At 64.5% G+C, this 21,345-nt stretch carries 19 protein-coding genes; 13 read left to right on the top strand and 6 right to left on the bottom strand.

Annotation, left to right across the window (positions count from 1 at the left end; translation table 11 throughout):
- The first annotated feature begins 112 nt into the window (after nt 1-112).
- The 3 genes from ppsR (at nt 113) to BN1134_RS11730 (ending at nt 3,680) form a co-directional block, all read left to right on the top strand.
- Nucleotides 113-925: a posphoenolpyruvate synthetase regulatory kinase/phosphorylase PpsR gene (ppsR, locus tag BN1134_RS11720; protein ID WP_042047416.1), complete on the top strand. Its 813-nt coding sequence runs from the start codon at nt 113-115 to the stop codon at nt 923-925.
- Nucleotides 926-1,210: 285 nt separating this feature from the next.
- Nucleotides 1,211-2,587 carry an amino acid permease gene (locus BN1134_RS11725; RefSeq protein WP_042047417.1) on the top strand — a complete coding sequence of 459 codons (1,377 nt, stop codon included), beginning with the start codon at nt 1,211-1,213 and terminating at the stop codon, nt 2,585-2,587.
- A 241-nt stretch (nt 2,588-2,828) separates the two neighbouring features.
- Nucleotides 2,829-3,680: a ZIP family metal transporter gene (locus BN1134_RS11730; RefSeq protein WP_404800079.1), complete on the top strand. Its 852-nt coding sequence runs from the start codon at nt 2,829-2,831 to the stop codon at nt 3,678-3,680.
- Nucleotides 3,681-3,732: 52 nt separating this feature from the next.
- Here BN1134_RS11730 and BN1134_RS11735 read toward each other — a convergent pair whose 3' ends face one another.
- Nucleotides 3,733-4,698 (bottom strand): TDT family transporter, encoded by a 966-nt coding sequence (locus BN1134_RS11735; protein ID WP_042047420.1) that lies wholly within the window; start codon nt 4,696-4,698, stop codon nt 3,733-3,735.
- A gap of 121 nt (nt 4,699-4,819) precedes the next feature.
- Here BN1134_RS11735 and BN1134_RS11740 point away from each other — a divergent pair, with 121 nt between their 5' ends.
- A complete protein-coding gene (locus BN1134_RS11740; RefSeq protein WP_042047421.1) occupies nt 4,820-5,719 on the top strand; it encodes a LysR substrate-binding domain-containing protein in 900 nt (299 codons plus the stop codon).
- Here BN1134_RS11740 and BN1134_RS11745 read toward each other — a convergent pair.
- Complete coding sequence (locus BN1134_RS11745) at nt 5,680-6,624, bottom strand: Gfo/Idh/MocA family protein (protein WP_042047422.1); 945 nt, start codon at nt 6,622-6,624, stop codon at nt 5,680-5,682. The genes BN1134_RS11740 and BN1134_RS11745 overlap by 40 nt on opposite strands.
- A gap of 178 nt (nt 6,625-6,802) precedes the next feature.
- On the opposite strand from BN1134_RS11745, the gene BN1134_RS11750 reads away from it, so the two are divergent.
- The 6 genes from BN1134_RS11750 to BN1134_RS11775 all read left to right on the top strand — a co-directional run bounded on the left by BN1134_RS11750 (nt 6,803) and on the right by BN1134_RS11775 (nt 13,371).
- Nucleotides 6,803-7,819 (top strand): FecCD family ABC transporter permease, encoded by a 1,017-nt coding sequence (locus tag BN1134_RS11750; protein WP_042047423.1) that lies wholly within the window; start codon nt 6,803-6,805, stop codon nt 7,817-7,819.
- A 1-nt stretch (nt 7,820) separates the two neighbouring features.
- Nucleotides 7,821-8,864, top strand: a complete 1,044-nt coding sequence (locus tag BN1134_RS11755) for a FecCD family ABC transporter permease (RefSeq protein ID WP_042047424.1) — start codon at nt 7,821-7,823, stop codon at nt 8,862-8,864.
- On the top strand, nt 8,864-9,661 hold the full coding sequence (locus BN1134_RS11760; protein ID WP_042047425.1) for an ABC transporter ATP-binding protein: 798 nt from the start codon (nt 8,864-8,866) through the stop codon (nt 9,659-9,661). The genes BN1134_RS11755 and BN1134_RS11760 overlap by 1 nt, the downstream gene beginning before the upstream one ends.
- Before the next feature lie 30 nt (nt 9,662-9,691).
- A complete protein-coding gene (locus tag BN1134_RS11765) occupies nt 9,692-10,609 on the top strand; it encodes an ABC transporter substrate-binding protein (protein WP_042047426.1) in 918 nt (305 codons plus the stop codon).
- Between the two features lie 63 nt (nt 10,610-10,672).
- A complete protein-coding gene (locus BN1134_RS11770; protein WP_042047452.1) occupies nt 10,673-11,227 on the top strand; it encodes a lipoprotein in 555 nt (184 codons plus the stop codon).
- 146 nt (nt 11,228-11,373) lie between these two features.
- Nucleotides 11,374-13,371 (top strand): hypothetical protein, encoded by a 1,998-nt coding sequence (locus tag BN1134_RS11775; protein ID WP_042047427.1) that lies wholly within the window; start codon nt 11,374-11,376, stop codon nt 13,369-13,371.
- A gap of 57 nt (nt 13,372-13,428) precedes the next feature.
- Here the strand turns inward: BN1134_RS11775 and glgC are convergent, their stop codons facing one another.
- From glgC to metE, 3 genes are all read right to left on the bottom strand, one after another.
- The gene (glgC, locus tag BN1134_RS11780; protein ID WP_042047428.1) at nt 13,429-14,700 is read right to left on the bottom strand and encodes a glucose-1-phosphate adenylyltransferase; all 1,272 of its coding nucleotides are present in this window, start codon (nt 14,698-14,700) and stop codon (nt 13,429-13,431) included.
- Between the two features lie 91 nt (nt 14,701-14,791).
- Nucleotides 14,792-15,298, bottom strand: a complete 507-nt coding sequence (locus tag BN1134_RS11785; protein ID WP_042047454.1) for a hypothetical protein — start codon at nt 15,296-15,298, stop codon at nt 14,792-14,794.
- Between the two features lie 156 nt (nt 15,299-15,454).
- Nucleotides 15,455-17,737, bottom strand: a complete 2,283-nt coding sequence (gene metE, locus BN1134_RS11790; protein WP_042047429.1) for a 5-methyltetrahydropteroyltriglutamate--homocysteine S-methyltransferase — start codon at nt 17,735-17,737, stop codon at nt 15,455-15,457.
- 150 nt (nt 17,738-17,887) lie between these two features.
- Here metE and BN1134_RS11795 point away from each other — a divergent pair, with 150 nt between their 5' ends.
- Together BN1134_RS11795 and BN1134_RS11800 are read left to right on the top strand one after the other, a co-directional pair.
- The gene (locus BN1134_RS11795) at nt 17,888-18,793 is read left to right on the top strand and encodes a LysR substrate-binding domain-containing protein (RefSeq protein ID WP_042047430.1); all 906 of its coding nucleotides are present in this window, start codon (nt 17,888-17,890) and stop codon (nt 18,791-18,793) included.
- A gap of 130 nt (nt 18,794-18,923) precedes the next feature.
- Nucleotides 18,924-20,180, top strand: coding sequence for a D-amino acid dehydrogenase (locus BN1134_RS11800; RefSeq protein WP_042047431.1), 1,257 nt, complete (start codon nt 18,924-18,926; stop codon nt 20,178-20,180).
- Between the two features lie 51 nt (nt 20,181-20,231).
- Here the strand turns inward: BN1134_RS11800 and BN1134_RS11805 are convergent, their stop codons facing one another.
- A complete protein-coding gene (locus BN1134_RS11805; protein WP_042047433.1) occupies nt 20,232-20,879 on the bottom strand; it encodes a DedA family protein in 648 nt (215 codons plus the stop codon).
- 181 nt (nt 20,880-21,060) lie between these two features.
- Here BN1134_RS11805 and BN1134_RS11810 point away from each other — a divergent pair, with 181 nt between their 5' ends.
- A complete protein-coding gene (locus tag BN1134_RS11810) occupies nt 21,061-21,345 on the top strand; it encodes a hypothetical protein (RefSeq protein ID WP_042047434.1) in 285 nt (94 codons plus the stop codon).

Here is a 21,345-nt window from a genome sequence, read left to right on the forward strand (position 1 = left end):
TAACGAACCAGGTTTGCAACCTGTATCACAAGTTCACAACAGCTGGATAGTTGACATTCCGCGTTGGTATCCAGAGAAACTTTATTTGTAGAGCTGAAAAAGGAGCATTCTCGTGCACACCGTCTTCTACGTTTCCGATGGCACCGCCATCACGGCCGAAGTGTTTGGCCACGCCGTGTTGAGTCAGTTTCCCCTCGCCTTCGAACAGGTGACCATCCCCTTCGTCGAAACCCTGGAGAAGGCGCGCCTGGTGCGCCAGCGCATCGATGAGTGCTTCGCCCAGACTGGCATCAAGCCCCTGCTGTTTCACACCATCGTCGACCCCGTGCTGCGCGAGGAAGTGCTGCGCGCCCAGGTCAATGCCCACGATTTTCTCAACACCTTCGTCACCCCGCTCGAGCAGGAGCTGGGCGTAAAGGCCACGCCACGCCTGCACCGCACCCACGGCATGGAGAACCGCAAGCTCTATGACGATCGCATCGACGCGGTCAACTTCGCCCTGGCCAACGATGACGGCATCACCACCAAGGAGTATGAGGAGGCAGACATCATCCTCATCGGGGTGTCGCGCTGCGGCAAGACCCCCACCAGCCTCTATCTCGCCCTGCAATTTGGCATTCGCGCCGCCAACTACCCCTTCATCGATCAAGACATGGGCGCCCTGGAGCTGCCCCCCGCCCTCAAGGCCAACCGTCACAAGCTGTTCGGCCTGACCATAGCGCCCCAGCGGCTGCACGAGATCCGTAACCAGCGCCGGGCCAATAGCCGCTACTCGTCACTGGAGCAGTGCGAGCAGGAGCTGGCTCGGGTCGAGCGGCTGTTTCGCCAGGAGGCGATCCATTTTCTCAACACCACCTCCCACTCGGTGGAAGAGATCAGCGCCAAAATCCTGGAGACCACCGGGCTGCGCCGGCAACTCTATTGAAGAGGCAACAGTAAAACGCGAAGTCAATAGAGACCTGATAGATTGAACAAAATTCACTCTTTTCTTGGTTTTTCGCCCGTTGTCGCAGCCAGCACGTGATTAAGGCGCCATTTCCTCCGCTTTCTCGGTGAAAAAGAGGTGCAAAACCGTGCACCTAGCATTATTCTCGGCCTATTGGTAGTGACACGATATGGTTAAGCAGGCGAATTCGTAACGAAGCGCACGCAATATTGTAAACATATCGGTACGCAACCAAGTTAACTGACCGACACAGAGGATTGAGGAATGGATCTGACACAGCAGGGAAATGAGCTCAAGCGTGGCTTGAAGAACCGCCACATCCAGCTGATCGCCCTGGGCGGTGCCATCGGTACCGGCCTGTTTCTGGGGATTGCGCAAACCATTAAGATGGCGGGCCCGGCCGTGCTGCTCGGCTACGCCATCGGCGGCTTCATCGCGTTTCTTATCATGCGCCAGCTCGGCGAGATGGTGGTCGAAGAGCCGGTAGCCGGCTCGTTCAGCCATTTTGCCTACAAGTACTGGGGCGACTTCGCCGGTTTTGCCTCCGGCTGGAACTACTGGGTGCTCTATGTGCTGGTGAGCATGGCCGAACTGACCGCGGTCGGTATCTATGTGCAGTACTGGTGGCCCGAGATCCCGACCTGGATGTCGGCGGCCTTCTTCTTCGTGCTCATCAACGCCATCAACCTGACCAACGTCAAGGCGTTCGGCGAGATGGAGTTCTGGTTTGCCATCATCAAGGTACTGGCCATCGTCGGCATGATTGGCTTTGGCAGTTGGATGCTCTTCTCCGGCACCGGCGGCCCGGATGCCTCGGTCACCAACCTGTGGGCCCAAGGCGGCTTCTTCCCCAACGGGGTGAGCGGCCTGGTGATGGCCATGGCGGTGATCATGTTCTCCTTCGGCGGGCTTGAGCTGGTCGGCATCACCGCCGCCGAAGCCGACAACCCCGAAAAGAGCATTCCCAAGGCCACCAACCAGGTGATCTACCGCATCCTCATCTTCTACATCGGCGCCCTGGCCGTACTGCTCTCCCTCTACCCCTGGGGCAAGGTGGTGGAAGGCGGCAGCCCGTTCGTGATGATCTTCCACGCCCTCGACAGCAACCTGGTGGCCAACGTACTCAACATCGTGGTGCTGACCGCCGCCCTGTCGGTCTACAACAGCTGCGTCTACTGCAACAGCCGCATGCTGTTTGGTCTGGCCAAGCAGGGCAACGGCCCCAAGGCGCTGCTCAAGACCAACCAGAGCGGGGTGCCTGTGGTGGCCATCTCCATCTCAGCCGCCGCCACCTTGCTGTGCGTGCTCATCAACTACCTGATCCCGGGCAAGGCGTTCGAGCTGCTGATGGCCCTGGTGGTCTCGGCCCTGGTGATCAACTGGGCCATGATCAGCCTGGCTCACCTCAAGTTCCGCAAGGCCAAGGCCGCCGAAGGGGTCACCCCCAAGTTCAAGGCGCTGTGGAGCCCGTTTGGCAACTACCTCTGCCTCGCCTTCATGGCCGGCATCCTGGTGATCATGTACCTGACCCCCGGCATCCAGATCTCGGTGCTGCTGATCCCGGTCTGGCTGGTCATTCTTGCCGTTGGCTACCAGTTCAAGCAGCGGCGCAGCCGCGCCAGTCTGGCCACCAACCCCTGATCCTCATCGCTAGCAACAACCGGCCTTCGGGCCGGTTTTTTTATCGCCATCGACCGGAGCGTTTGCCCCAATAGGTTTGGCCGCATGGACAAGCGCCGCTGCCACAGGCTCTAATACCCTGGTTTTCCTCTGCCCACTGCCTTTATCCGGAGCCGTCATGACCGATCACACCCTCTCCTCCCCGCCCCAACCCTGGCAGCAGCTGCTGCGCCTGCACATTCAGGCGCACCCCAAGGTGGCCATGGCGCTGGCCATCGCCCTCGCCGGCGTATTGCTGCTGCTGTTGCAAAGCCTGATTGCCATCGCCGCCGGCGATCTGACCCCGGGGGCCCACTACGGCATCATTGGTGGTCTGGCGGGCTTTGCCGCCACCGCCCTTGGCGCCCTGCCGGCGCTGGTGCTGCGCTCCATCCCGCAGCGGGTGGAGGACACCATGCTCGGCTTTGCCGCCGGCATGATGCTGGCGGCCAGCGCCTTCTCGCTGCTGCTGCCGGGGCTGGAGGCCGCCGAGGGGCTCACCGGCAACCCCTTCCTCGCCGCCGCCGTGGTGGTGCTTGGCATGGGGCTCGGCGTGCTGCTGATGCTGGGGCTCGATCAGTTCACCCCCCACGAGCATGACAAGAGCGGCCCCTGCGGCCCCGGCCACCAGAACTGCTCGCGGGTCTGGCTGTTTGTCTTTGCCATCGCCCTGCACAACCTGCCGGAAGGGATGGCCATCGGCGTGAGCTTCTCCCAAGGTGACATGAAGGTGGGGCTGCCGCTCACCACCGCCATCGCGTTGCAAGACATCCCCGAGGGGCTGGCGGTGGCGCTTGCCATCATCGCCGCCGGCTACAAGCCGCTGCCGGCCGTGCTCATCGCCATCTTAAGCGGCCTGCTCGAGCCGGTTGGCGCCCTGGTCGGCATCGGCCTCTCCAGCGGCATGGCCATCGCCTACCCCATCGGTCTTGGCCTCGCGGCCGGCGCCATGCTGTTCGTGGTCTCCCACGAGGTGATCCCCGAAACCCACCGCAACGGCCATCAGACCTTCGCCACCCTGGGGCTGATGGGAGGCTTTGCCCTGATGATGACCCTCGACACCGCGCTCGGTTAAACGCAAAGACCCAGGCCAAGGCCTGGGTCTTTTTTTAGCGGGCGCCGCCTGATCAGTGGGCGCGCAGCAAGAGTCGGTGCGGCTTGAAGAAGAGGAGATAACGCAGCGCCACGTACGTCACGATGACGAAGGCTACCCCCAGCTCCAGCGTGGCCAGCCCGTGCACCTGGGCCACATAAGGCGCGGCCACCCCCAGCTCGCCCAGCAGCGACGCCAGCTTGAACAAGGCGGTGGCGCCGATCACCATGGGGAAGGTGAAGGCGGCATAGCCGGCACTGAACGGCAGGCGCAGCAGACGGAAGAAGGCGAGCCAGATGATGAAGGTCATCAGCACGGCGATACCAAACAGCAGGGCCACCAGCACCGGCGAAGGGGTGTCGCTGACGGTCAGGTAACCGGCCAGCGACAAGCTGGCGGGGGCTGCCAGAATGGCGATGGTCGGCTTGGCTGCATCCGGCACCTCATGGCCGAAGATGAGGCGGTAGATCATCAGCGGCAGCATGACGCCATAGCAGATCATGCCAAACCACATCAGCCACTGGGCCAGTGGCAGCATGCGCCCCTGCGGGCAGGCGACGGCGGCCACTATGATGCCGACCGGCGGCACGAACCAGCTCGGCACCATGTGGTGCAGCTCAAAGCCGCGCAGGCGGTGCCAGCAGAAGGCGGCCAGGAACACCAGGTGCAGCCCCACGGCGGCCAGCCAGAGCGCCTCGCCGGCAGAGGGGGCATAGCGCTCGAGCGCCTTGGAGACCACCATCACCGCCATGGCATAGGTGGGCACCACGCTGCCCACCACGGGGTGGGCCAGATCCTGCCACAGCAGGCGCGGGTGGCTGAGAAACTTGCCGGTGAGGATCAGCAGCAGCGCGGCCGCGATGGCGGCGCCCAGTTGCTGGCCCCAGCCATCGAGGCCCCCTAAGTTCTCGCAGCACCAGCCCAGGCTGGCAATGCCGAGCGCCAGCCCCGCCATCGGGGTCGGGGCACCGGCCAGCGTCTGTCGGGTTCTTTTCATCATGCCATTTACCTCTGCGCTTACCGCGTCACCACGGCGTCATCACGATGGATGGGGCTAGGATAATGAGCCGTCGTCATTTACGATATCTAAATGATTTAAAGGCAGCATTTAGAAAAACAATATGAATATCACCCTCAAGCAGTTGCGTGTCTTCAGCGCCATCGCCCGCCACGGCAACCTCGGCAAGGCCGCCGATGAGCTGTGCCTCAGCCGTGGCGCCATCTCCCAGTCACTGCAAGAGCTCGAGCGCCAGCTCGCCGCCCCCCTGTTCGATCGCATCCACCCCAGGCTGCAACTCAACAGCGAAGGGCGTCAGCTACAGCCCATGGCCGAGGAGTTGCTGGCGCGGGTGGCCGACATCGAGACCCTCTTCACCCCCCACTCAGGCGAGGCGGGGCTGCTGCGCCTGGGGGCCAGCCAGACCATCGGCAACTACCTGCTGCCGCCCCTGCTGGCGGCCATGCAGCAGGCGGGAGTCCGCCTCGAGGTCAACATCGCCAATACCCACAGATTGTGCGAGCAGCTGGCCCACTTCGAGCTGGACTTGGCGCTGATCGAGGGGGAAACCCGGATGAACGAGCTGGTCACCGAGCCCTGGCTCAGCGACGAGATGGTCGTGGTGGCCCCCTGGGATCACCCCCTCGGCGGCCTGCCCGATCTGCGCCTGGCGGCGCTGGCCGGTGAGCCATGGGTGCTGCGCGAGCCGGACTCCGGCAGCCGCGAGCAGTTCGATCAGCGCCTGCGTCCCCTGATTGGCCGCATCGGCCCCCTGCTCGAGCTCAACACCCTGGAGGCGGTGATGCAGTCGGTCGAGCAGGGGCTCGGCCTCTCGCTCATCTCCGAGCTGGCGGCGCGCGATCGCATCGCGGCGCGCCGCTTGCGCCGCCTCAACCTGGCCGAGCCGATGCGCCGCCGGCTGCAACTGGTGTGGCACCGTCAAAAATACCTGTCGGCGCCGATGCGCCACTGCATCGCGTTTTGTCAGGCGCAGGCCGCGGCCGCCAGCCAGCCTATCACCTGACGGCTCACCGCCTGGGGCAGCCAGGGTGAGTCGAGCGCCCCGGCTACCCGCAGCTCGGCGAGGTGATCCGCCTCGAACTGCAATCCCCCCTCGACCGGCATGAGGATCTCGGTTCCATCATCCCAGCGGATCTGCTGCGGATTCCACCACTTGCCGACGATCTCAAGCCCCCACCCCTCCCCCTCGAGCCGGGCGTGGCGCGGTAGATCTTCGTCGATGGCGGCGCCGATCCGCGCCGAGAAGGGCCCCTCGAAGCGATACCAGCTCTGCAAATCGACCCCGCTCGGCCCCATCTTGCGCATCACCACAGGAGGGCTGGCCGGCAGTGAGAAGCGCCGGCACAGGGCGGCATAGAGCCACAGGCCATAGACCCCCACATCCCAGTTGGCACCACCGGCCAGGGCGGCATCGAACAGCTTGCCATCCCCTGTCACCTGCGAGCCGAAGGCCGCCTCGAGATGATGGGGCAGCCCGCGCTCGGGGAGCTGCGCCCACAGGGCCCGCCAGGCGGGAAAGCACATCACCTTCATCGCTTCGAGCAGCAACACACCCCGCGCGTGCGCCAGCGCCGTCAGCTGGTCCCACTCGGCCACGCTCAGCACCGCCGGTTTTTCCACCAGCACATGCTTGCCGTGCTCGAGCATCAGCCGCACCACGGCGCCGTGCTGGGGGTGGATCACCGCCACATAGACGGCATCGACCTCCCCATCCTCGGCCAAGGCCCGGTAGCTGCCATGGGCGCGCGCCACGCCGTGGTCGGCGGCGAAAGTGTCGGCCCGCGCCGACTCGCGGGCAGCGATGGCCACCACCTTGCTCTGCCTGGCAAAACGGGTGATGTCATGACAAAAACGGCTGGCGATGGCACCGGCGCCGGCAATGCCCCAGCGGCAGAGACGAGATTCCATGGTGAACTCCGGATGAGGGGAAGCGCCCATTATGCCCGATCGGGACGAAGGGGGGATCGGGCAAAGAAGATAATGAAAATAGTTATCACTCCTTGTTGCATCCAGATCCCTTTGTTAGCATAACGTCTCATTTGGTGACCGGCCCCCGCCGCCTCTTCACCCGTTCAAAGGAGTCCCTGTGTCACGCCCCCAGAGCCTGTTGCTGCTGTCGGGAACCCTGCTGCTGCTGTGCCTGTTTGCCCTCTCGCTGGCCACCGGTGCCGGCGAGTACGGCCCCCGTGCCCTGCTCGGTTACCTCTCCGGCGATCCCGCCCTGCGCCAGGATCCCCAGTTCACCATGATCCTGCACACCCTGCGCCTGCCACGCACCCTGTGCGCCTTATTGGTTGGCGTGTGCGTCGCCCTCAGCGCCACCTTGCTGCAAAGCGCCACCCGCAACCCGCTGGCCGAGCCGGGGCTGCTCGGGGTCAACGCCGGCGCCGTGCTGGCGCTGGTGGTGGGGATCACCTGGTTCGGGGTCGAGTCTGCGTATGGTTACCTGCTGTGGTCCGGCCTTGGCGCCCTGCTGGCCAACCTCATCGTGCTCGCTCTGGGGCTAATGCTCGGCGGCGCCACACCGCTCAAGCTCATCCTGGTCGGGGTGGCGCTCTCCGCCACCTTCGGCGGGCTCGCCAATTATCTGCTGCTCTCCAATTTGGTGGTGCTCGAGCAGTTTCGTTTCTGGAATTTAGGCTCCCTCGCCGCCAGCTCGCTCGATGCCATCGGCCATGTCACCCCCTTCGTCGTGCTGGCCCTGCTCCTGAGCCTGCTGCTGTGCCGCCCGCTGACCCTGTTGCAGATGGGGGATCAGCAGGCCAGGGCGCTTGGCATCCACCCGGCCCTGATCCGGGTCGGGGTGCTGCTCGCCTCGACCCTCTTCATCGCCTGCGCCATCGCCATCGCCGGCCCCATCGCCTTCGTCGGCTTTCTCGCGGCCTACTGCGCACGACAGGTCGAGCCGGTCAAGCTGGCGGTGCAGATCCGTTTCAGCGCCCTGTTTGGCGTCCTGTTTCTGCTGCTGGCCGATCTGCTGGCCCGGGTGCTGATCCGCCCCTTTGAGATGCCAAGCGGCATCCTGCTGGCGCTGATCGGTGCCCCGACCCTGATCGTCGTGGTGCAACGCGGCGGTTTTCGTTCCCTGCTGGCGGTGAAATAAGATGTCCTACCCCCTTCCCAGCGGCCACTGGCCGCTCTCCTTTGGCCCGGCCCGCCTGCTGCTTTCCCGCCGCGCCGTGCTGCTGGCGCTGCTCTTGCTCGCCCTGCTGCTGCTGTTGATGTTGCTGGCTCTGACCCTCGGTAGTGGCCAGATCACCGCCCCCAGGGTGTTACAGACCCTGCTCGGCCACGGTAGCCGCCTCGATGAGGTGATGGTGTTCAAGGTACGCCTGCCGCGCATTCTGGCTGTGGTGCTGGCCGGCACCGCCATGGGGCTCTCGGGCTGCCTCATCCAAACCCTGGTCGGCAACCGCCTCGCCACCCCCGACATGATCGGGGTCAACGAGGGGGCCTCCCTGGCCATCATCATCTTCTCCCTCTATCTCACCGTCGGCAGCTGGCCCTGGTGGGCTGCCCCCTTCGGCGCCATTCTCTCGGCCTGCGTCCTCTACGCCCTGTGCCGCAAACCCGGCGAGCAAGGCTACCTGTTCGTGGTGATCGGCATCGGGGTCTCCGAGCTGTTCGAGTCGCTCGGCCAGTTTGTGATGTCGACCCAGGCGCTGGCCCACCTCTCCGATCTCTACCTGTGGAACATGGGCAGCTTTATCGGCCAGGGGGTCGACAAGCTGCAACCCATCGCCCTGCTGCTCCTGCTGCTCTGCCCCTGGGTCATCTACAGCGCCCGCTCACTGGCCCTGCTGCGCCTCGGCCAGGAGGGGGCGCGCAGCCTCGGCATCCGGGTCGAGCGGCTGCAACTGACGGTGTTGGCCCAGGCGGTGCTCATCGCCTCGCTCGGCACCGCCATCGGTGGCCCCGTGGTCTTCATCGCCATGACCGCCCCGGTGTTTGCCTCGTTCCTGGTGCGTGGCCGCATCCTGCCCCTGTGGCTGGCGGCCTTGTGCGGTGCCCTGCTGCTGCTTGCCAGCGATCTGCTGGTACGCCTGCTGGCCAGCCCGCACGAGGTCGCCACCGGCACCATGACCCGTATCCTCGGCGGCGTGGTGCTGCTGTTTCTCATCCTTCAAGACCGGCGGAGAACCGACTGATGACCTTAAGTGTCCAGCAACTTGCCTTCGGCTACGGGGAGCAACCGCTGCTCACCGGCCTCGATTTCACCCTGCCCGAGGGGCGGCTCATCGGTATCGTCGGCCCCAACGGCTGCGGCAAGTCGACCCTGCTGCGCCTGCTGGCGGGCCAGCTTGCTCCCCGTCACGGCCGTGTGCTGCTCGATGGGCGCCCCCTTGCCGACTATGGGGGCAAGCGGTTGGCGCGGCGCCTTGCCTACCTGCCACAGCGGCCCCTGGTGCCCCCCGGCATCTTGGTCGAGCAACTGGTTCAATATGGTCGCCACCCCCATCAGGGGTGGCTCTCCCAGTGGAGCGCCGAGGACGCCCGCCAGGTGCAGCGGGCCCGGGATCGGATGCAACTCGATGCCATCTGGGGCCAGGAGGTTGGCTCCCTCTCCGGCGGTCAGGCCCAGCGCGCCTGGCTCGGCATGATCCTGGCGCAAGATACCAAGCTGGTGCTGCTCGATGAGCCTACCAGCGCCCTCGACATCGGCCACCAGGCCGAGGTGATGGAGGCCATCCACCAGATCGCCGCCCAGGGGCGCACCGTGCTGCTGGTGATCCACGATCTGGCCGCCGCCGCCCGCTACTGTGACACCCTGATCGCCCTCGGCGAAGGGCGCATCCAAGCCATGGGGCCGGCCCGCGAGGTGATCACCAAGTCACTGGTCGATCGCCTCTATCACACCGATGTCGATATTGTGCCCGCCCCCGGAGACGGCGCCCCGCTTATCGTGCCGCGCCGCCACCTCCCGACCCTGCGCTGTGCCTGCTGACCCATCCACTACCCCCACAAGGAGCCCTTCATGTCCGCAATGATCCGCATTCCCCTGCTGCTACTGCTGCTGGCCAGCAGCGCACTACAGGCTGCCACCCGGGAGATCACCGATGCCATCGGCCGGGTGATCACGGTGCCGGCCCGCCCCGAGCGGGTGGTCACCTTAGGTGAGCTCGAGCTTGACTCGGTATTGACCCTCGGCGTGCAGCCGGTTGGCACCCTCAACGGCCGTGGCCAGAGTACGCTGCCGCACTACCTGCTGCCGCTGGCGGATGAGACAGTCCGCATCGTGGGCGATCTCGGCGCCCCCAATCTGGAGACCCTCATCGATCTCGAGCCGGATCTCATCTTGACCGGTCAGATCAAACCTGAGCTGCTCGCCCTGCTACAGGCGATCGCCCCGACCGTCGTCACCAGCCAGTTCAACGACGCCTGGAAGCCGGTCTTCACCCGCATCGCCAGCGTGTTGGATAAGCCAGCGCAGGCCAGCGCCTTCATGGCAAACTACCAGCAGCGCCTCGACGCCGCCCGCCAGGCCATCGCCCCCCACCAGGGCGAGACCATCAGCATTGTGCGCTGGAATCCCAAGGGGCCGAGCTTCATGTACAGCGGCACCTTTGCCAGCACGGTCGTGGCCGAGCTCGGCCTGCGCCGCCCCGCCAACCAGATGGGGGAGCGCCAGCCCCACTCCCCGGCCTTGAGCCTGGAGTCCCTCGGCCAGCTTGACGCCAACTGGCTGGTGATCGGCACCCTGAGTCCGAGCGGCGAGGCGGTCGACGCCATGCGCCAGGCCGAGCAGAGCCCGGCCTTCGCCCAATTGCCGGTGATCAAGGCCGGGCGCTACCGCGCGGTGGATGGCAGCCTGTGGACCTCGACCGGCGGCCCCCAGGCGGCGCTGCGCGTCATCGATGACGTCGTCGTTCTGCTGCAAGGCAAACCGGAGTAAGGCTGTCACTCGCGCCCACTCTCCCGTAACATGGCGACCATCGACACTCTCAATGGACTCGCCATGTTCAAATCTCTGCTGCTGCTTCCCCTCACCTTGCTGCTTTCGGCCTGCTCGCTGACCCAGTACAGCGTCACCGAACAACAGATCAACGACTACCTGGCCAGCCGGGCTGGCTTTGAGAAGCGCCTCGGCATCCCTGGCATCATGTCGAGCCAGATCCGCCTTGGCGAGATGAAGAGCCACATCGGCCGCTCCGCGCCCGACAAGGTCGATCTCGATACCGCCGGCGATCTGGTGGTCGCCAGCCCCATGGGCCAGCAATCCCTCAAGATCCGGCTCACCCTGCGGGCCCGCCCCGACTATGTGCCGGCGCAGGGGGCCATCTACCTCAAGGATCTCGAGCTGCTCTCGGTCAAGACCGAGCCGGCCGACGTGGGCGCCGCCCTCACCCCGCTGCTGCCGATGTTTAGCCTCTCCCTCGGCCAGTTTCTCGATGAAACGCCGGTCTATCGCCTCAACGAGCAGCGCAGCAAGAACGAGGCGCTGGCGCGCGACAAGGTGGATGGGCTGAAGGTGGAGCCGGGCAAGCTGGTGATCCCCTTCAAGCTGCTGTGATCCCCGCTGTGTTTCCTGCATCAAAAAGGCCGGTCGGATGACCGGCTTTTTGCTTCTCAACGACCAGAGAGTGGAGCATAATGCGCCCTATTCTCATTTGCGTTAGCAATGAGATGTCCACAATAACAAGAGTGTGAGAACAACGGATGAAGAAGACACTGCTGGTCAACGCTATCGCATGGGCACTGCTGAGTCAGGCCACCCACGCCGCCGTCAAGGTCGAGGACAAGACCTTCCATACCGCCGCCGCCATGCTGGCCTACACCGAATTCGAACTCTCCGGCGAGCCACTGGCCGAAGCGCTGGGGCTGGATCTGGACGTGCTCGACGCCAACCGCGCCGACGAGCCGACCCCGTTCGACTTTGCCGCCGGCATCGAGTCCTACGAGTACTCCGAAGAGGCCATGTACGCCCTCAACTATCAGTCCGGCATGGGCCCGCACCTGGTGAACGGGCCACAAAACCAGGCCCGTGGCGGCACGATGGCCTCCCTCGGTCAGCGGGTGCTGAGCCTGGCCGAGGCGGTCGGCTTCCCGGCCGACGAGGTGCCGCAAGGCATGTACCCGCTCTCCTTCCCCTACGCCTCGGCCAATCCGGAATTCGCCCAGGCCGTCAACGTGACCCCGGTCAACGGCGATCAGATCACCATCAAGACCGCCAAGGGCACCGAGAAGCGCGTCAAGACCCAGGTGCCGGCCTATTTTCGTGACTACAGCACCCTGCGCTGGAGCGGCAGCGACCAGCTGCTGGTGCCGGCCGCCGTGGGTGGCATCCTGCTCAAAGAGGTGATGTGGTCGCAAGATTTCCTCGGCGGCATGCACGTGGCCGACACCGATGAAGAGGTCGAGGCCAGCTCCGCCAAGATGGATCAGGACGGCAAGCACAAGCTCGGGGTCTCGGCCGCCGACGGCTTCAACGGCATGATGCTGACCGAGCAATCCCTCGACAAGCTGGCCCTCTTGCAATCGCGCCTCGGTTACGATGGCAAGCAGTTGGGCGTGGCCATCACCCCGCAATACGATCCGGCCAAGGGAGTGATCTACTTCCCGCATCAGGTGAAGGTGACCGAAACCCGGGCCAATGAGGCCGGCGCCATCGATAAGCTCGAGGTGGTCGACGGCTCGGCCCAGCTGCGCGATGCCTGGATGCTGCTGTGGCCGCTCTCCGAGTTCTACGCCTTTACCGATCAGCGCAGCGCCAACACCAATCAGAACCCGGCCTTCCACGCCGTGTTCGACGGGGAGCCGTTTGCCGCCGCGCCGGCCGCCAACCGGGCCGGCGATCTGAACAAGGCGGTGGCAGGCCACGACGCCTTCTCCCTGGCGCTGAACCTCTCCAACCTCACCTTCAAAAACCTGATGGCCCTGCACTTTGAGCCCAAGGCCGGCACCCTGGTCGACAGCTGGCAAGCGGGCACGCAGGGTAAGCACGTCACCGCCTTCGACGCCGCCTATGCCCTGGTGGCCTTGCAGATCTTCCAGCGGGCGCAGGATGCCCTGCCGGTCGGCTACGCCGCCGGTGACAACGGTGAGCTGAACCTCAACACCGCCCAAGGCAAGCAGGCGCTAAAGCTCATCACCCAGCAGGCCGACTTCATCTTGAGCCAGCTCAAAGGCAGCAACGGCCTCATCCACGACGGCATCACCCTGGGTGGCAAGCTCGATGCCGGCCAGTCGGTCGAAACCCAGTTTGCCGCCGTGCGCGGCCTGACCGCCGCCTTCCTGGCCACCCAGGATGGGAAGTACCGCAGCGCCGCCCGCGAGCTGTTTATCGCCACCGACAAGGCCTATTTCAATACCAAAGCTGGCACCTGGCTGGCGGGTAAACAGGATGAATACACCCCCTGGACCCAGGCCGCCATCTCCGGCGCCCTGCGCGCGGCCATGCTGAACCTGCGCAACGAAGGGGCCGAGCAGGCACCCGAGCTGGAGCTGGCCAAGCTGACCCAGCAGTACGTCAGCTGGTTCCGTGGCACCAACAATGGCGGCATGCAGATGGCCGAGTGGATCGGTGACTCCGGCGAGAACGTCGTCGAGGGCGCCGGCCATGACAGCGACGAAGATGGGGTGCCCCAGGTGACCGCCGCGGGCGGCCAGCACGGCACCGCCATGGTGATGGCCGGCAAGGCCGTGATCGGCGAGTGACACGCTGGCGCGATCAAAAAAGGGGAGCCACTGGCTCCCCTTTCTCATGACGACGGATCACAGCCGCTCGAGCATATCCCGAGTGACCAGCACGATCCCCTGCTCGGAGCGGTAGAAGCGGCGGGCATCCTCGTCCGCGTTCTCCCCCACCACCAGCCCATCGGGCAGGACACACCCCTTATCGACCACCACCCGGCGCAGCCGGCACCCCGCCCCGACCTCGACGCCAGGGAAGATCACCGTCTGATCCAGGGTGCAGAAAGAGTGCACCCGCACATTGGTAAACAGCACCGAACTGGTGATAAACGAGCCGCTGACGATGGTGCCACCGGAGAACAGGGAGTTGATGGTCATGCCGTGCTGGCCGTTTCTGTCCTGCACGAACTTGGCCGGCGGCATCATGCTGCGACTGGTCCAGATCGGCCAGTGCTGGTCGTACACGTCCAGCTCGGGCACCACGGAGGCGAGATCCATGTTGGCCTCCCAGAACGAATCGACCGTCCCCACGTCACGCCAGTAGGGGCGGCTGCCCTCACTGCAACCGACGCAGGAGAGACCAAACGGGTGGGCATACGCCACCCCCTGCTGCACCACCTTGGGAATGACGTTCATGCCAAAGTCGTGGTGGGAGCATTCGTCCTGAATATCCTCCTCGAGCAGTTGATAGAGGTATTCGGCGTCGAAGACATAGATCCCCATGGAGGCTAGCGACATCTCCGGCTTATCCGGCATGGCGGGGGGATCGGCGGGCTTCTCGACGAAGGTGTTGATCTTGCGATCCCCATCGACCCCCATCACGCCAAAGGCGGAGGCTTCGCTGCGGGGCACCTCGATGCAGCCGACCGTCACCTTGCCGCCGAGACGCATGTGATCGAGCAGCAGGCTGGCGTAGTCCATCTTGTAGATGTGATCCCCGGCCAGCACCAGAATGTACCTGGGTTTGTGCTCGCGAATGATGTCCAGGTTCTGGTAGACCGCATCGGCGGTGCCGCGATACCAGTGCACCTCATCCACCCGCTGCTGAGCCGGCAGCAGATCGATAAACTCGTTCATCTGGTTACGCATGAATGACCACCCGCTTTGCAGATGGCGCAGCAGGCTGTGTGATTTGTACTGGGTGACGACACCGATACGGCGGATGCCGGAGTTGACACAGTTGGAGAGCACGAAATCGATAATACGGAACTTGCCACCGAAATGGACTGCCGGCTTGGCCCGGCTGTCGGTGAGCTGTTTCAGGCGGCTTCCTCTGCCCCCTGCCAGCACCAGCGCCATGGTTTCATTCAGGAGCTGTCTCGCTTTGCCCGTATTGCTTGGCTCTAATAACATCTTCCTTCCCTCTTTAATATCAGGCCTTAAGATCCATCTTGCCCGTTCCACCATACCAAGAAAATGTTTTCAGTCACATTATGTGAACACGTCAGGTGTCAGATGAGAGATGTGTGCGCCGGCGCAACAAGGTGAGGATCACCTCGTTGAGTAACCGGTAGCGTTCCAGCTCCTCCTTGTCGTAACGGGTGGCCAGCATGGCTGGATTTCCCCTGTGCTTGAGATAGCGGTTGATCTGCAACCGGTTGAAACCGGCCACCTTGTAGAGGGTGGTCAGCAGGCCGGCAAACTGCTCGTCATCGAGCCCGGCCAGCGCCAGGTAGCCGGCGTTATCCGGGCTGGGGTGGCTCAATGTCACGCTCTCAAGCTTGCCCGACTCCTTGAGGTACTCGAGCCACTGCTCCACATAGAGCGGCTTGCTGCCCGCCAACAGATTAAAGTAGCCCACCGCATCGCAGCGGCAACCACTTAGCAGCAAGACGGCCAGGGCGTCGTCGTCACACTCGAAACGCACCGGCCCACTTTGCCCCCAGTCGAGCGCCTGGATCTGAATACGCGCCTTTGCCCCGCTCGGGGCGATCGCTTCAAACTGGAACATGGCATTGATCCACAAAGAAAATATCCATCATGGTCCAGTCGCCATCATGTGTAAAGGATCAGCGCGCCATGCCGCCGCTTCGCGACCCCTCATCAAAAGCAAAGAGGGGGGAGGCTGAGCCTCCCCCCTCTTTCATTCAGACACGCCCGCCGGCACTCAGACCTGCTCGGCAACCACAGCCAGCTCCTGGCGCAGCGCCTTGGTGGCCGCCACCATCACGTGAAGGGCGGCTTCAGTCTCTTCCCAGCCACGGGTTTTCAGCCCGCAATCCGGGTTGACCCACAGCCGCTCGACCGGGATCTGCTCGGCGGCGCGGCGCAGCAGCCCCTCGATCCAGCGCTGGCTCGGCACGTTGGGCGAGTGGATGTCGTAAACGCCCGGCCCAATCTCGTTGGGGTAGTTAAAGCGCTCAAACGCCCCCAGCAGTTGCATCTGACTGCGGCTGGTCTCGATGGTGATGACGTCCGCATCGAGCGCCGCCACCGCCTCAATGATGAGGTTGAAGTCGCTGTAGCACATGTGGGTGTGGATCTGGGTGCTGTCGGCCACCGGGCTGGCGCTCAGGCGAAAAGCGCGCACCGCCCAGTCCAGATAAGCCTGGTGATCCCCGGCGCGCAGGGGCAATCCCTCGCGGATGGCCGGCTCGTCGATCTGGATGATCTTAACCCCGGCCGCCTCCAAGTCCGCCACCTCGTCGCGAATGGCCAGGGCAATCTGCAATGCCGACTGCTCGCGGCTCACGTCTTCGCGTGGGAACGACCAGCAGAGGATGGTCACAGGCCCGGTCAGCATCCCCTTGACCGGCTTGTCGGTCAGGCTCTGGGCATAGTGGATCCACGCCAAGGTCATGGGGGCCGGCCGGTCGATGTCCCCGGTGATCACCGGCGGCTTGACGCAGCGCGAGCCGTAGCTCTGCACCCAGCCAAAGCGGGTGATGGCAAAACCGCCTAGCTGCTCGCCAAAATACTCCACCATGTCGTTGCGCTCGGCCTCGCCGTGCACCAGCACGTCCAGCCCAATCGCCTCCTGGCGGGCGATGGCCTCCTCGATCTGCGCGCGGATCCCCGCCTCGTAGGCCGCCTCATCCACCCGGCCAGCCCGCCAATCCTGGCGCAGGGCACGAATTTCGCGGGTCTGCGGGAACGAGCCTATGGTGGTGGTCGGCAGCAGCGGCAGACGCAGTGACTGGCGCTGCTGCTGGGCACGCTGGGGATAGGCGCTGAGGCGGTGGAAATCCGGCTCGCTCAAGGCGGCCAGCCGCGCCTGCACCGCGCGCTTGTGTACCTGGCCATCCGATGCCCGCTCGATGATGGGCTGGCTGTAGGCCGCCACGCGATCCACCGCCCCTCCGTTCAGATGCTCGGCCAGCAGCCCCAGCTCGTAGCACTTTTGCAGCGCAAAGGCGAACCAGCTCTTCACCCTGGGGGGCAGCTCCTGCTCCAAGGAGAGATCCACCGGGCTGTGCAGAAGCGAGCAGGAGGTGGCAATCCACAGGCGCTCGCCAAGGCGCGCCTTGAGCGGCGCCAGACGCTCGGCCTGGGCCAGCAGATTGGCGCGCCAGACGTTGCGACCGTTGATCACCCCGGCCGACACCACCCAGTGGGCCGGCAACTTGGGCAGCAGGCTGTCGAGCTGCTCGGGCGCGGCCACCAGATCCAGGTGCAAGCCGTCGACTTTCAGGCTGGTGATGAGCTCGCGCTGGTGTGCCACCGAGCCGAAATAGGGGGTGAGCAGCAGTTTGCAGGGGCCGGCGAGGCGCTCATAGGCGCGCAGGTAGGCAAGGCGCCATTCATCGGGCAGATCCAAGGTCAGCGCCGGCTCGTCTATCTGCACCCACTCCACCCCCTGGGCCGCCAGTTTGGCCAGGATTTCCTGATAGACGATGAGCAGCCGGTCAAGCAGCTCGAGGCGCGAAAAGCCGCTCTCTTTCTCCTTGCCAAGCCAGAGATAGGTGACGGGGCCGAGAAGAACCGCCTTGATTGGAAGGCCCAATGCCTTGGCCTCCTCGACCTCGTCAAACAGTTGCGACCAGCCCAGACGAAAGCGCTGCTCCCGATGAAACTCGGGCACCAGGTAGTGGTAGTTGGTGTTGAACCACTTGGTCATTTCGGCAGCGGCGGCGGGCTGGCCGGTCGGGGCGCGGCCACGCGCTACCCGAAACAGGGTATCGAGCGTGGTGTCACCGTCGCGGTGACGCTCGGGGATGGCATCCACCAGCAGGCTGGTGCCGAGCACCTGATCGTACCAGGCAAAATCGCCGACCGGCAGCAGGGTGACGCCGGCCTCACGCTGGGCCTGCCAGTGGCGCTGGCGCAGGTTTTTCCCCACCGCCAGCAGCTCGGCTTGCGGGATCTCGCCGCGCCAGTAGGCCTCGAGGGCAAATTTCAGTTCGCGCTTGGCGCCGATGCGGGGGAACCCCAGGGTATGTGCTTGCGTCATCGCCTTCTCTCCGATTCTGGTTGACTTGACCCTGGCACTGGCTCATTTAGCCGTCCAGATGTTTACACATCCAGAATGACGAGATAAGGTGACTCTGGCTATTGAATCCTCTTCAAGTGGCTCTCAAGGATCGTTCAAGCAGGAGCAAGGATGGAGATCAAACACTTAAAAACCGTGGCGGCCCTGGCCGATCAGGGATCACTCGCCGCCGCCGCACTGAGCCTGAGCCTGACCCAGTCCGCCCTCTCCCATCAGCTCAAGGAGCTGGAGGGGCGCCTCGGCTGCGAGCTCTATCTGCGCAAGAGTCGGCCGCTCACCTTCACCGCCGCCGGCGAGCTGGTGCTGCACCTGGCGCGCAGCGTGCTGCCCCAGCTGGCCAGCACCGAGAAACAGCTGGCCGCACTGCAAGCCGGCCACAGCGGCAAGCTGCACCTAGCGCTCGACTGCCACAGCTGCATCCACTGGCTGCTGCCGCTGCTGCCCGCCTTTCGCCAGCGCTGGCCCGGCATCGAGCTGGAGGTCGAGTCGGTGCCCGGTTTCGACACGGTGGCGGCCCTGCTCGGCGGCCAGCTCGATCTGCTGCTCACCTCCGACGTGCAGGCCCGCGGCGATCTTCACTTCGAGCCCCTGTTCGACTTCCCGCTGGAGCTGGTGATGGCGCCGGATCACCCACTGGCTCGTCAGGAGTGCATTGCCCCGACGGATCTCGCCGGCGAAGTGCTGCTCACCTACCCGGTGGAGCGCGCCCGCATGGACGTGTTCAGCCGCTTCTTGCAGCCGGCCGGGGCCGAGCCGGGTCGCTGCAAGGTGGTCGACAACACCTCGGTGATGTTGCAGATGGCCGCCGCCGGCCTCGGAGTAGCCGCCCTGCCCGCCTGGGCCAGCAGCGAGTTCGTCCGCCAGGGGCTGCTGGCCGCCCGCCCGCTCGGCAACGGGATCACCCGCCACATGTACGCAGCGGTGCGGGCCGCCGATCGCCAGCAGGGGGCATTGCAGGGGTTGTTTGCCCTGATCCGGGCGAGCCATGGCGCACCACCGATGTTTCATCCGACATAAAAATAAAAGATGGATTTAAAAACCAGCAAAAACACACAAAATAGAAACATTCGCCATTTTTAGTTAACACCATTGAATATCATGTTGCCGCTGATTAAGGTGAAGCCCTCATTCGTCGGAGGCAAACTATATGGATATCGTGGTGCTCGGTGGAGGTGTGATCGGGGTAACGTCAGCCTGGTATCTGGCCAGGGCCGGGCACAGGGTGACCCTGCTCGAGCGGCAGGCCGATGTGGCACTGGAGACCAGCCATGCCAACGCAGGTCAAATCTCCCCCGGCTACGCGGCTCCCTGGGCGGCGCCTGGCATCCCCTTCAAGGCCGCCAAGTGGATGTTCGAGCGCCACGCGCCGCTCGCCATCCGCCCCACCTCGGACCCCTTCCAGCTGCGCTGGATGCTCAAGATGCTGGCCAACTGCAACGAGGCCTCTTATGCCCGCAACAAGGGACGCATGGTGCGTCTGGCCGAATACAGCCGCGACTGCATGATGGCCCTGCGCAGCGAGCTGCCCATCGACTATGAAGGGCGCCAGCTCGGCACCTTGCAACTGTTTCGCTCCGATGCCCAGATTGAGGCAAGCAAGCGCGACATGGAGGTACTGGCGCTGGCCGGCGTGCCGTTCGAGTCGCTCGATGCCGCCGGTTGCGAGGGCGCTGAGCCGGCGCTGGCCCGAGTGCGCGGCGTCATCAAGGGGGGGCTGCGCCTGCCCGGTGACGAGACCGGCGACTGCCTGCGGTTCACCCGCGCCCTGGCCGCCGAGGCGAAAAAGCTCGGGGTCGAGTTTGTCTTCAACTGCGCGGTGGATAGCCTTGTCCGCCGCGGCGAGGCGGTGGTGGGCGTGCGCGCCGGCGAGCAGCACTGGCAGGCCGATGCGGTGGTGTGCGCCTTTGGCAGCTACAGCACCGGGTTCCTGCGCCCGTTGGGACTCGATCTGCCGGTCTACCCGGTCAAGGGCTACTCCCTCACCCTGCCCATCACCGATGGGGAGGCGGCCCCGCGCAGCACGGTACTCGACGAGACCTACAAGGTGGCACTGACCCGTTTCAACGAGCGGATCCGGGTCGGCGGCATGGCCGAGCTGTCGGGCTTCAACCTGGCCCTCAATCCGCGCCGGCGCGAGACCCTCTCCATGGTGGTCAACGATCTCTTCCCCCATGGCGGCGATCTGGCCCGCGCCGAGTTCTGGACCGGGCTGCGCCCCATGACCCCGGACGGCACCCCGCTGGTGGGGCCAAGCCCGATCCCAGGGCTGTGGCTCAACACCGGCCACGGCACACTGGGCTGGACCATGGCGGCCGGCTCGGGCCAGCTGCTCGCCGACTGGATGGGGGGCCAGCACAGGGCTATCGACACCGAGGGGTTCACCCTGGATCGCTACGCGGCCTGAAAGGCCCAATAAAAAAACGCGCCCGAGGGCGCGTTTTTTTATGTTCGCAGCTTAAACCCGGCTGCTGGCGAGCTTGGCCCGGATCCCGCCAATGACCATCGGCAACAGGGAGATCACGATGATGCCGAAGATGAGCAGGGTAAAGTTCTTGCGCACCACCGGCAGGTTGCCAAAGAAGTGGCCGGCGTAGACGAAGCTCATCACCCACAGGAAGCCCCCGACCAGGTTGAAGGCCAGGAAGCGCTTGTAGGTCATGGCGCCCATCCCCGCCACGAAGGGGGCGAAAGTGCGCACGATCGGCAGGAAGCGGGTGATGATGATGGTCTTGCCTCCGTGGCGCGCATAGAAGGCGCTGGTCTTCTCCAGGTGATCGCGACGGAAGATCTTCGAGTGGGGATTTTGAAACAGCTTCTCACCGAAGAAGTGACCGATGGTGTAGTTGACCACGTTGCCGAGCACCGCAGCGATGATCAGCACGGTCGCCAGGGTGTGCACGTCCAGCACGCTGCCCACCGTCAGGGCACCAGCGGCGAACAGCAGGGAGTCACCCGGCAGGAAGGGGGTCACCACCAGGCCGGTCTCACAGAAGATGATGAGAAACAAGATGGCGTAAACCCAGATGCCATAGTTCTCGAACAACTCCCTGAGGTGGACGTCCACGTGGAGAATGAAATCGATAAGAAAGAGGATCAGATCCATGGTGCTCACTCGCTAAAAAACCGCAGCAGAGTCTACCCCGCCCCCCGCATCCCAGCAATCGCCCTCCCGAGAGAATTTTCCCCTGCCCGAATGGGGGAGCCCACGATACCTGCCGGATCCGGCAGTTGCACCACAGGGCGGGGAGTGAGAAGGTACAGAGATTCCATCGAGGACTGATTTCATGAACCGCTTCGAAATTTGGAGCCAACGCGGCCAGAGCTGGGTCTATGACGTGGCGGCCCTGCGTCGTCAGGTGCTGGCCCTTGAGGGCGAGGTGATGGTGCGTTACGTCAACCGCCTCGGCGCCCCGTGCAGCCTGTTTCTGGTGATTGAAGGGCAGACGGCGAGGCAGCGTTTCAAGCCGGGCATGCCCCCCCTCGACTGGGAGTGGCTGCGTCAAGCGCTGCACGAGCCGGCACTGCCCCTGAGTCTGGCCCCCCGCAACCCCTACCCGCGTCAGCCCTAG

The organism is Aeromonas simiae, assembly GCF_000820125.1.
Classification (GTDB): Bacteria; Pseudomonadota; Gammaproteobacteria; order Enterobacterales; family Aeromonadaceae; genus Aeromonas; species Aeromonas simiae.

Bases quoted from the DNA above. Each gene is read 5' to 3' on its own strand.
- BN1134_RS11725 (WP_042047417.1), top strand. From the start codon at position 1,211: ATGGATCTGACACAGCAGGGAAATGAGCTCAAGCGTGGCTTGAAGAAC.
- BN1134_RS11730 (WP_404800079.1), top strand. From the start codon at position 2,829: ATGGCGCTGGCCATCGCCCTCGCCGGCGTATTGCTGCTGCTGTTGCAA.
- BN1134_RS11735 (WP_042047420.1), bottom strand. From the start codon at position 4,698: ATGATGAAAAGAACCCGACAGACGCTGGCCGGTGCCCCGACCCCGATG.
- BN1134_RS11740 (WP_042047421.1), top strand. From the start codon at position 4,820: ATGAATATCACCCTCAAGCAGTTGCGTGTCTTCAGCGCCATCGCCCGC.
- BN1134_RS11745 (WP_042047422.1), bottom strand. From the start codon at position 6,624: ATGGAATCTCGTCTCTGCCGCTGGGGCATTGCCGGCGCCGGTGCCATC.
- BN1134_RS11755 (WP_042047424.1), top strand. From the start codon at position 7,821: ATGTCCTACCCCCTTCCCAGCGGCCACTGGCCGCTCTCCTTTGGCCCG.
- BN1134_RS11760 (WP_042047425.1), top strand. From the start codon at position 8,864: ATGACCTTAAGTGTCCAGCAACTTGCCTTCGGCTACGGGGAGCAACCG.
- BN1134_RS11765 (WP_042047426.1), top strand. From the start codon at position 9,692: ATGTCCGCAATGATCCGCATTCCCCTGCTGCTACTGCTGCTGGCCAGC.
- BN1134_RS11770 (WP_042047452.1), top strand. From the start codon at position 10,673: ATGTTCAAATCTCTGCTGCTGCTTCCCCTCACCTTGCTGCTTTCGGCC.
- BN1134_RS11775 (WP_042047427.1), top strand. From the start codon at position 11,374: ATGAAGAAGACACTGCTGGTCAACGCTATCGCATGGGCACTGCTGAGT.
- glgC (WP_042047428.1), bottom strand. From the start codon at position 14,700: ATGTTATTAGAGCCAAGCAATACGGGCAAAGCGAGACAGCTCCTGAAT.
- BN1134_RS11785 (WP_042047454.1), bottom strand. From the start codon at position 15,298: ATGTTCCAGTTTGAAGCGATCGCCCCGAGCGGGGCAAAGGCGCGTATT.
- metE (WP_042047429.1), bottom strand. From the start codon at position 17,737: ATGACGCAAGCACATACCCTGGGGTTCCCCCGCATCGGCGCCAAGCGC.
- BN1134_RS11795 (WP_042047430.1), top strand. From the start codon at position 17,888: ATGGAGATCAAACACTTAAAAACCGTGGCGGCCCTGGCCGATCAGGGA.
- BN1134_RS11800 (WP_042047431.1), top strand. From the start codon at position 18,924: ATGGATATCGTGGTGCTCGGTGGAGGTGTGATCGGGGTAACGTCAGCC.
- BN1134_RS11805 (WP_042047433.1), bottom strand. From the start codon at position 20,879: ATGGATCTGATCCTCTTTCTTATCGATTTCATTCTCCACGTGGACGTC.
- BN1134_RS11810 (WP_042047434.1), top strand. From the start codon at position 21,061: ATGAACCGCTTCGAAATTTGGAGCCAACGCGGCCAGAGCTGGGTCTAT.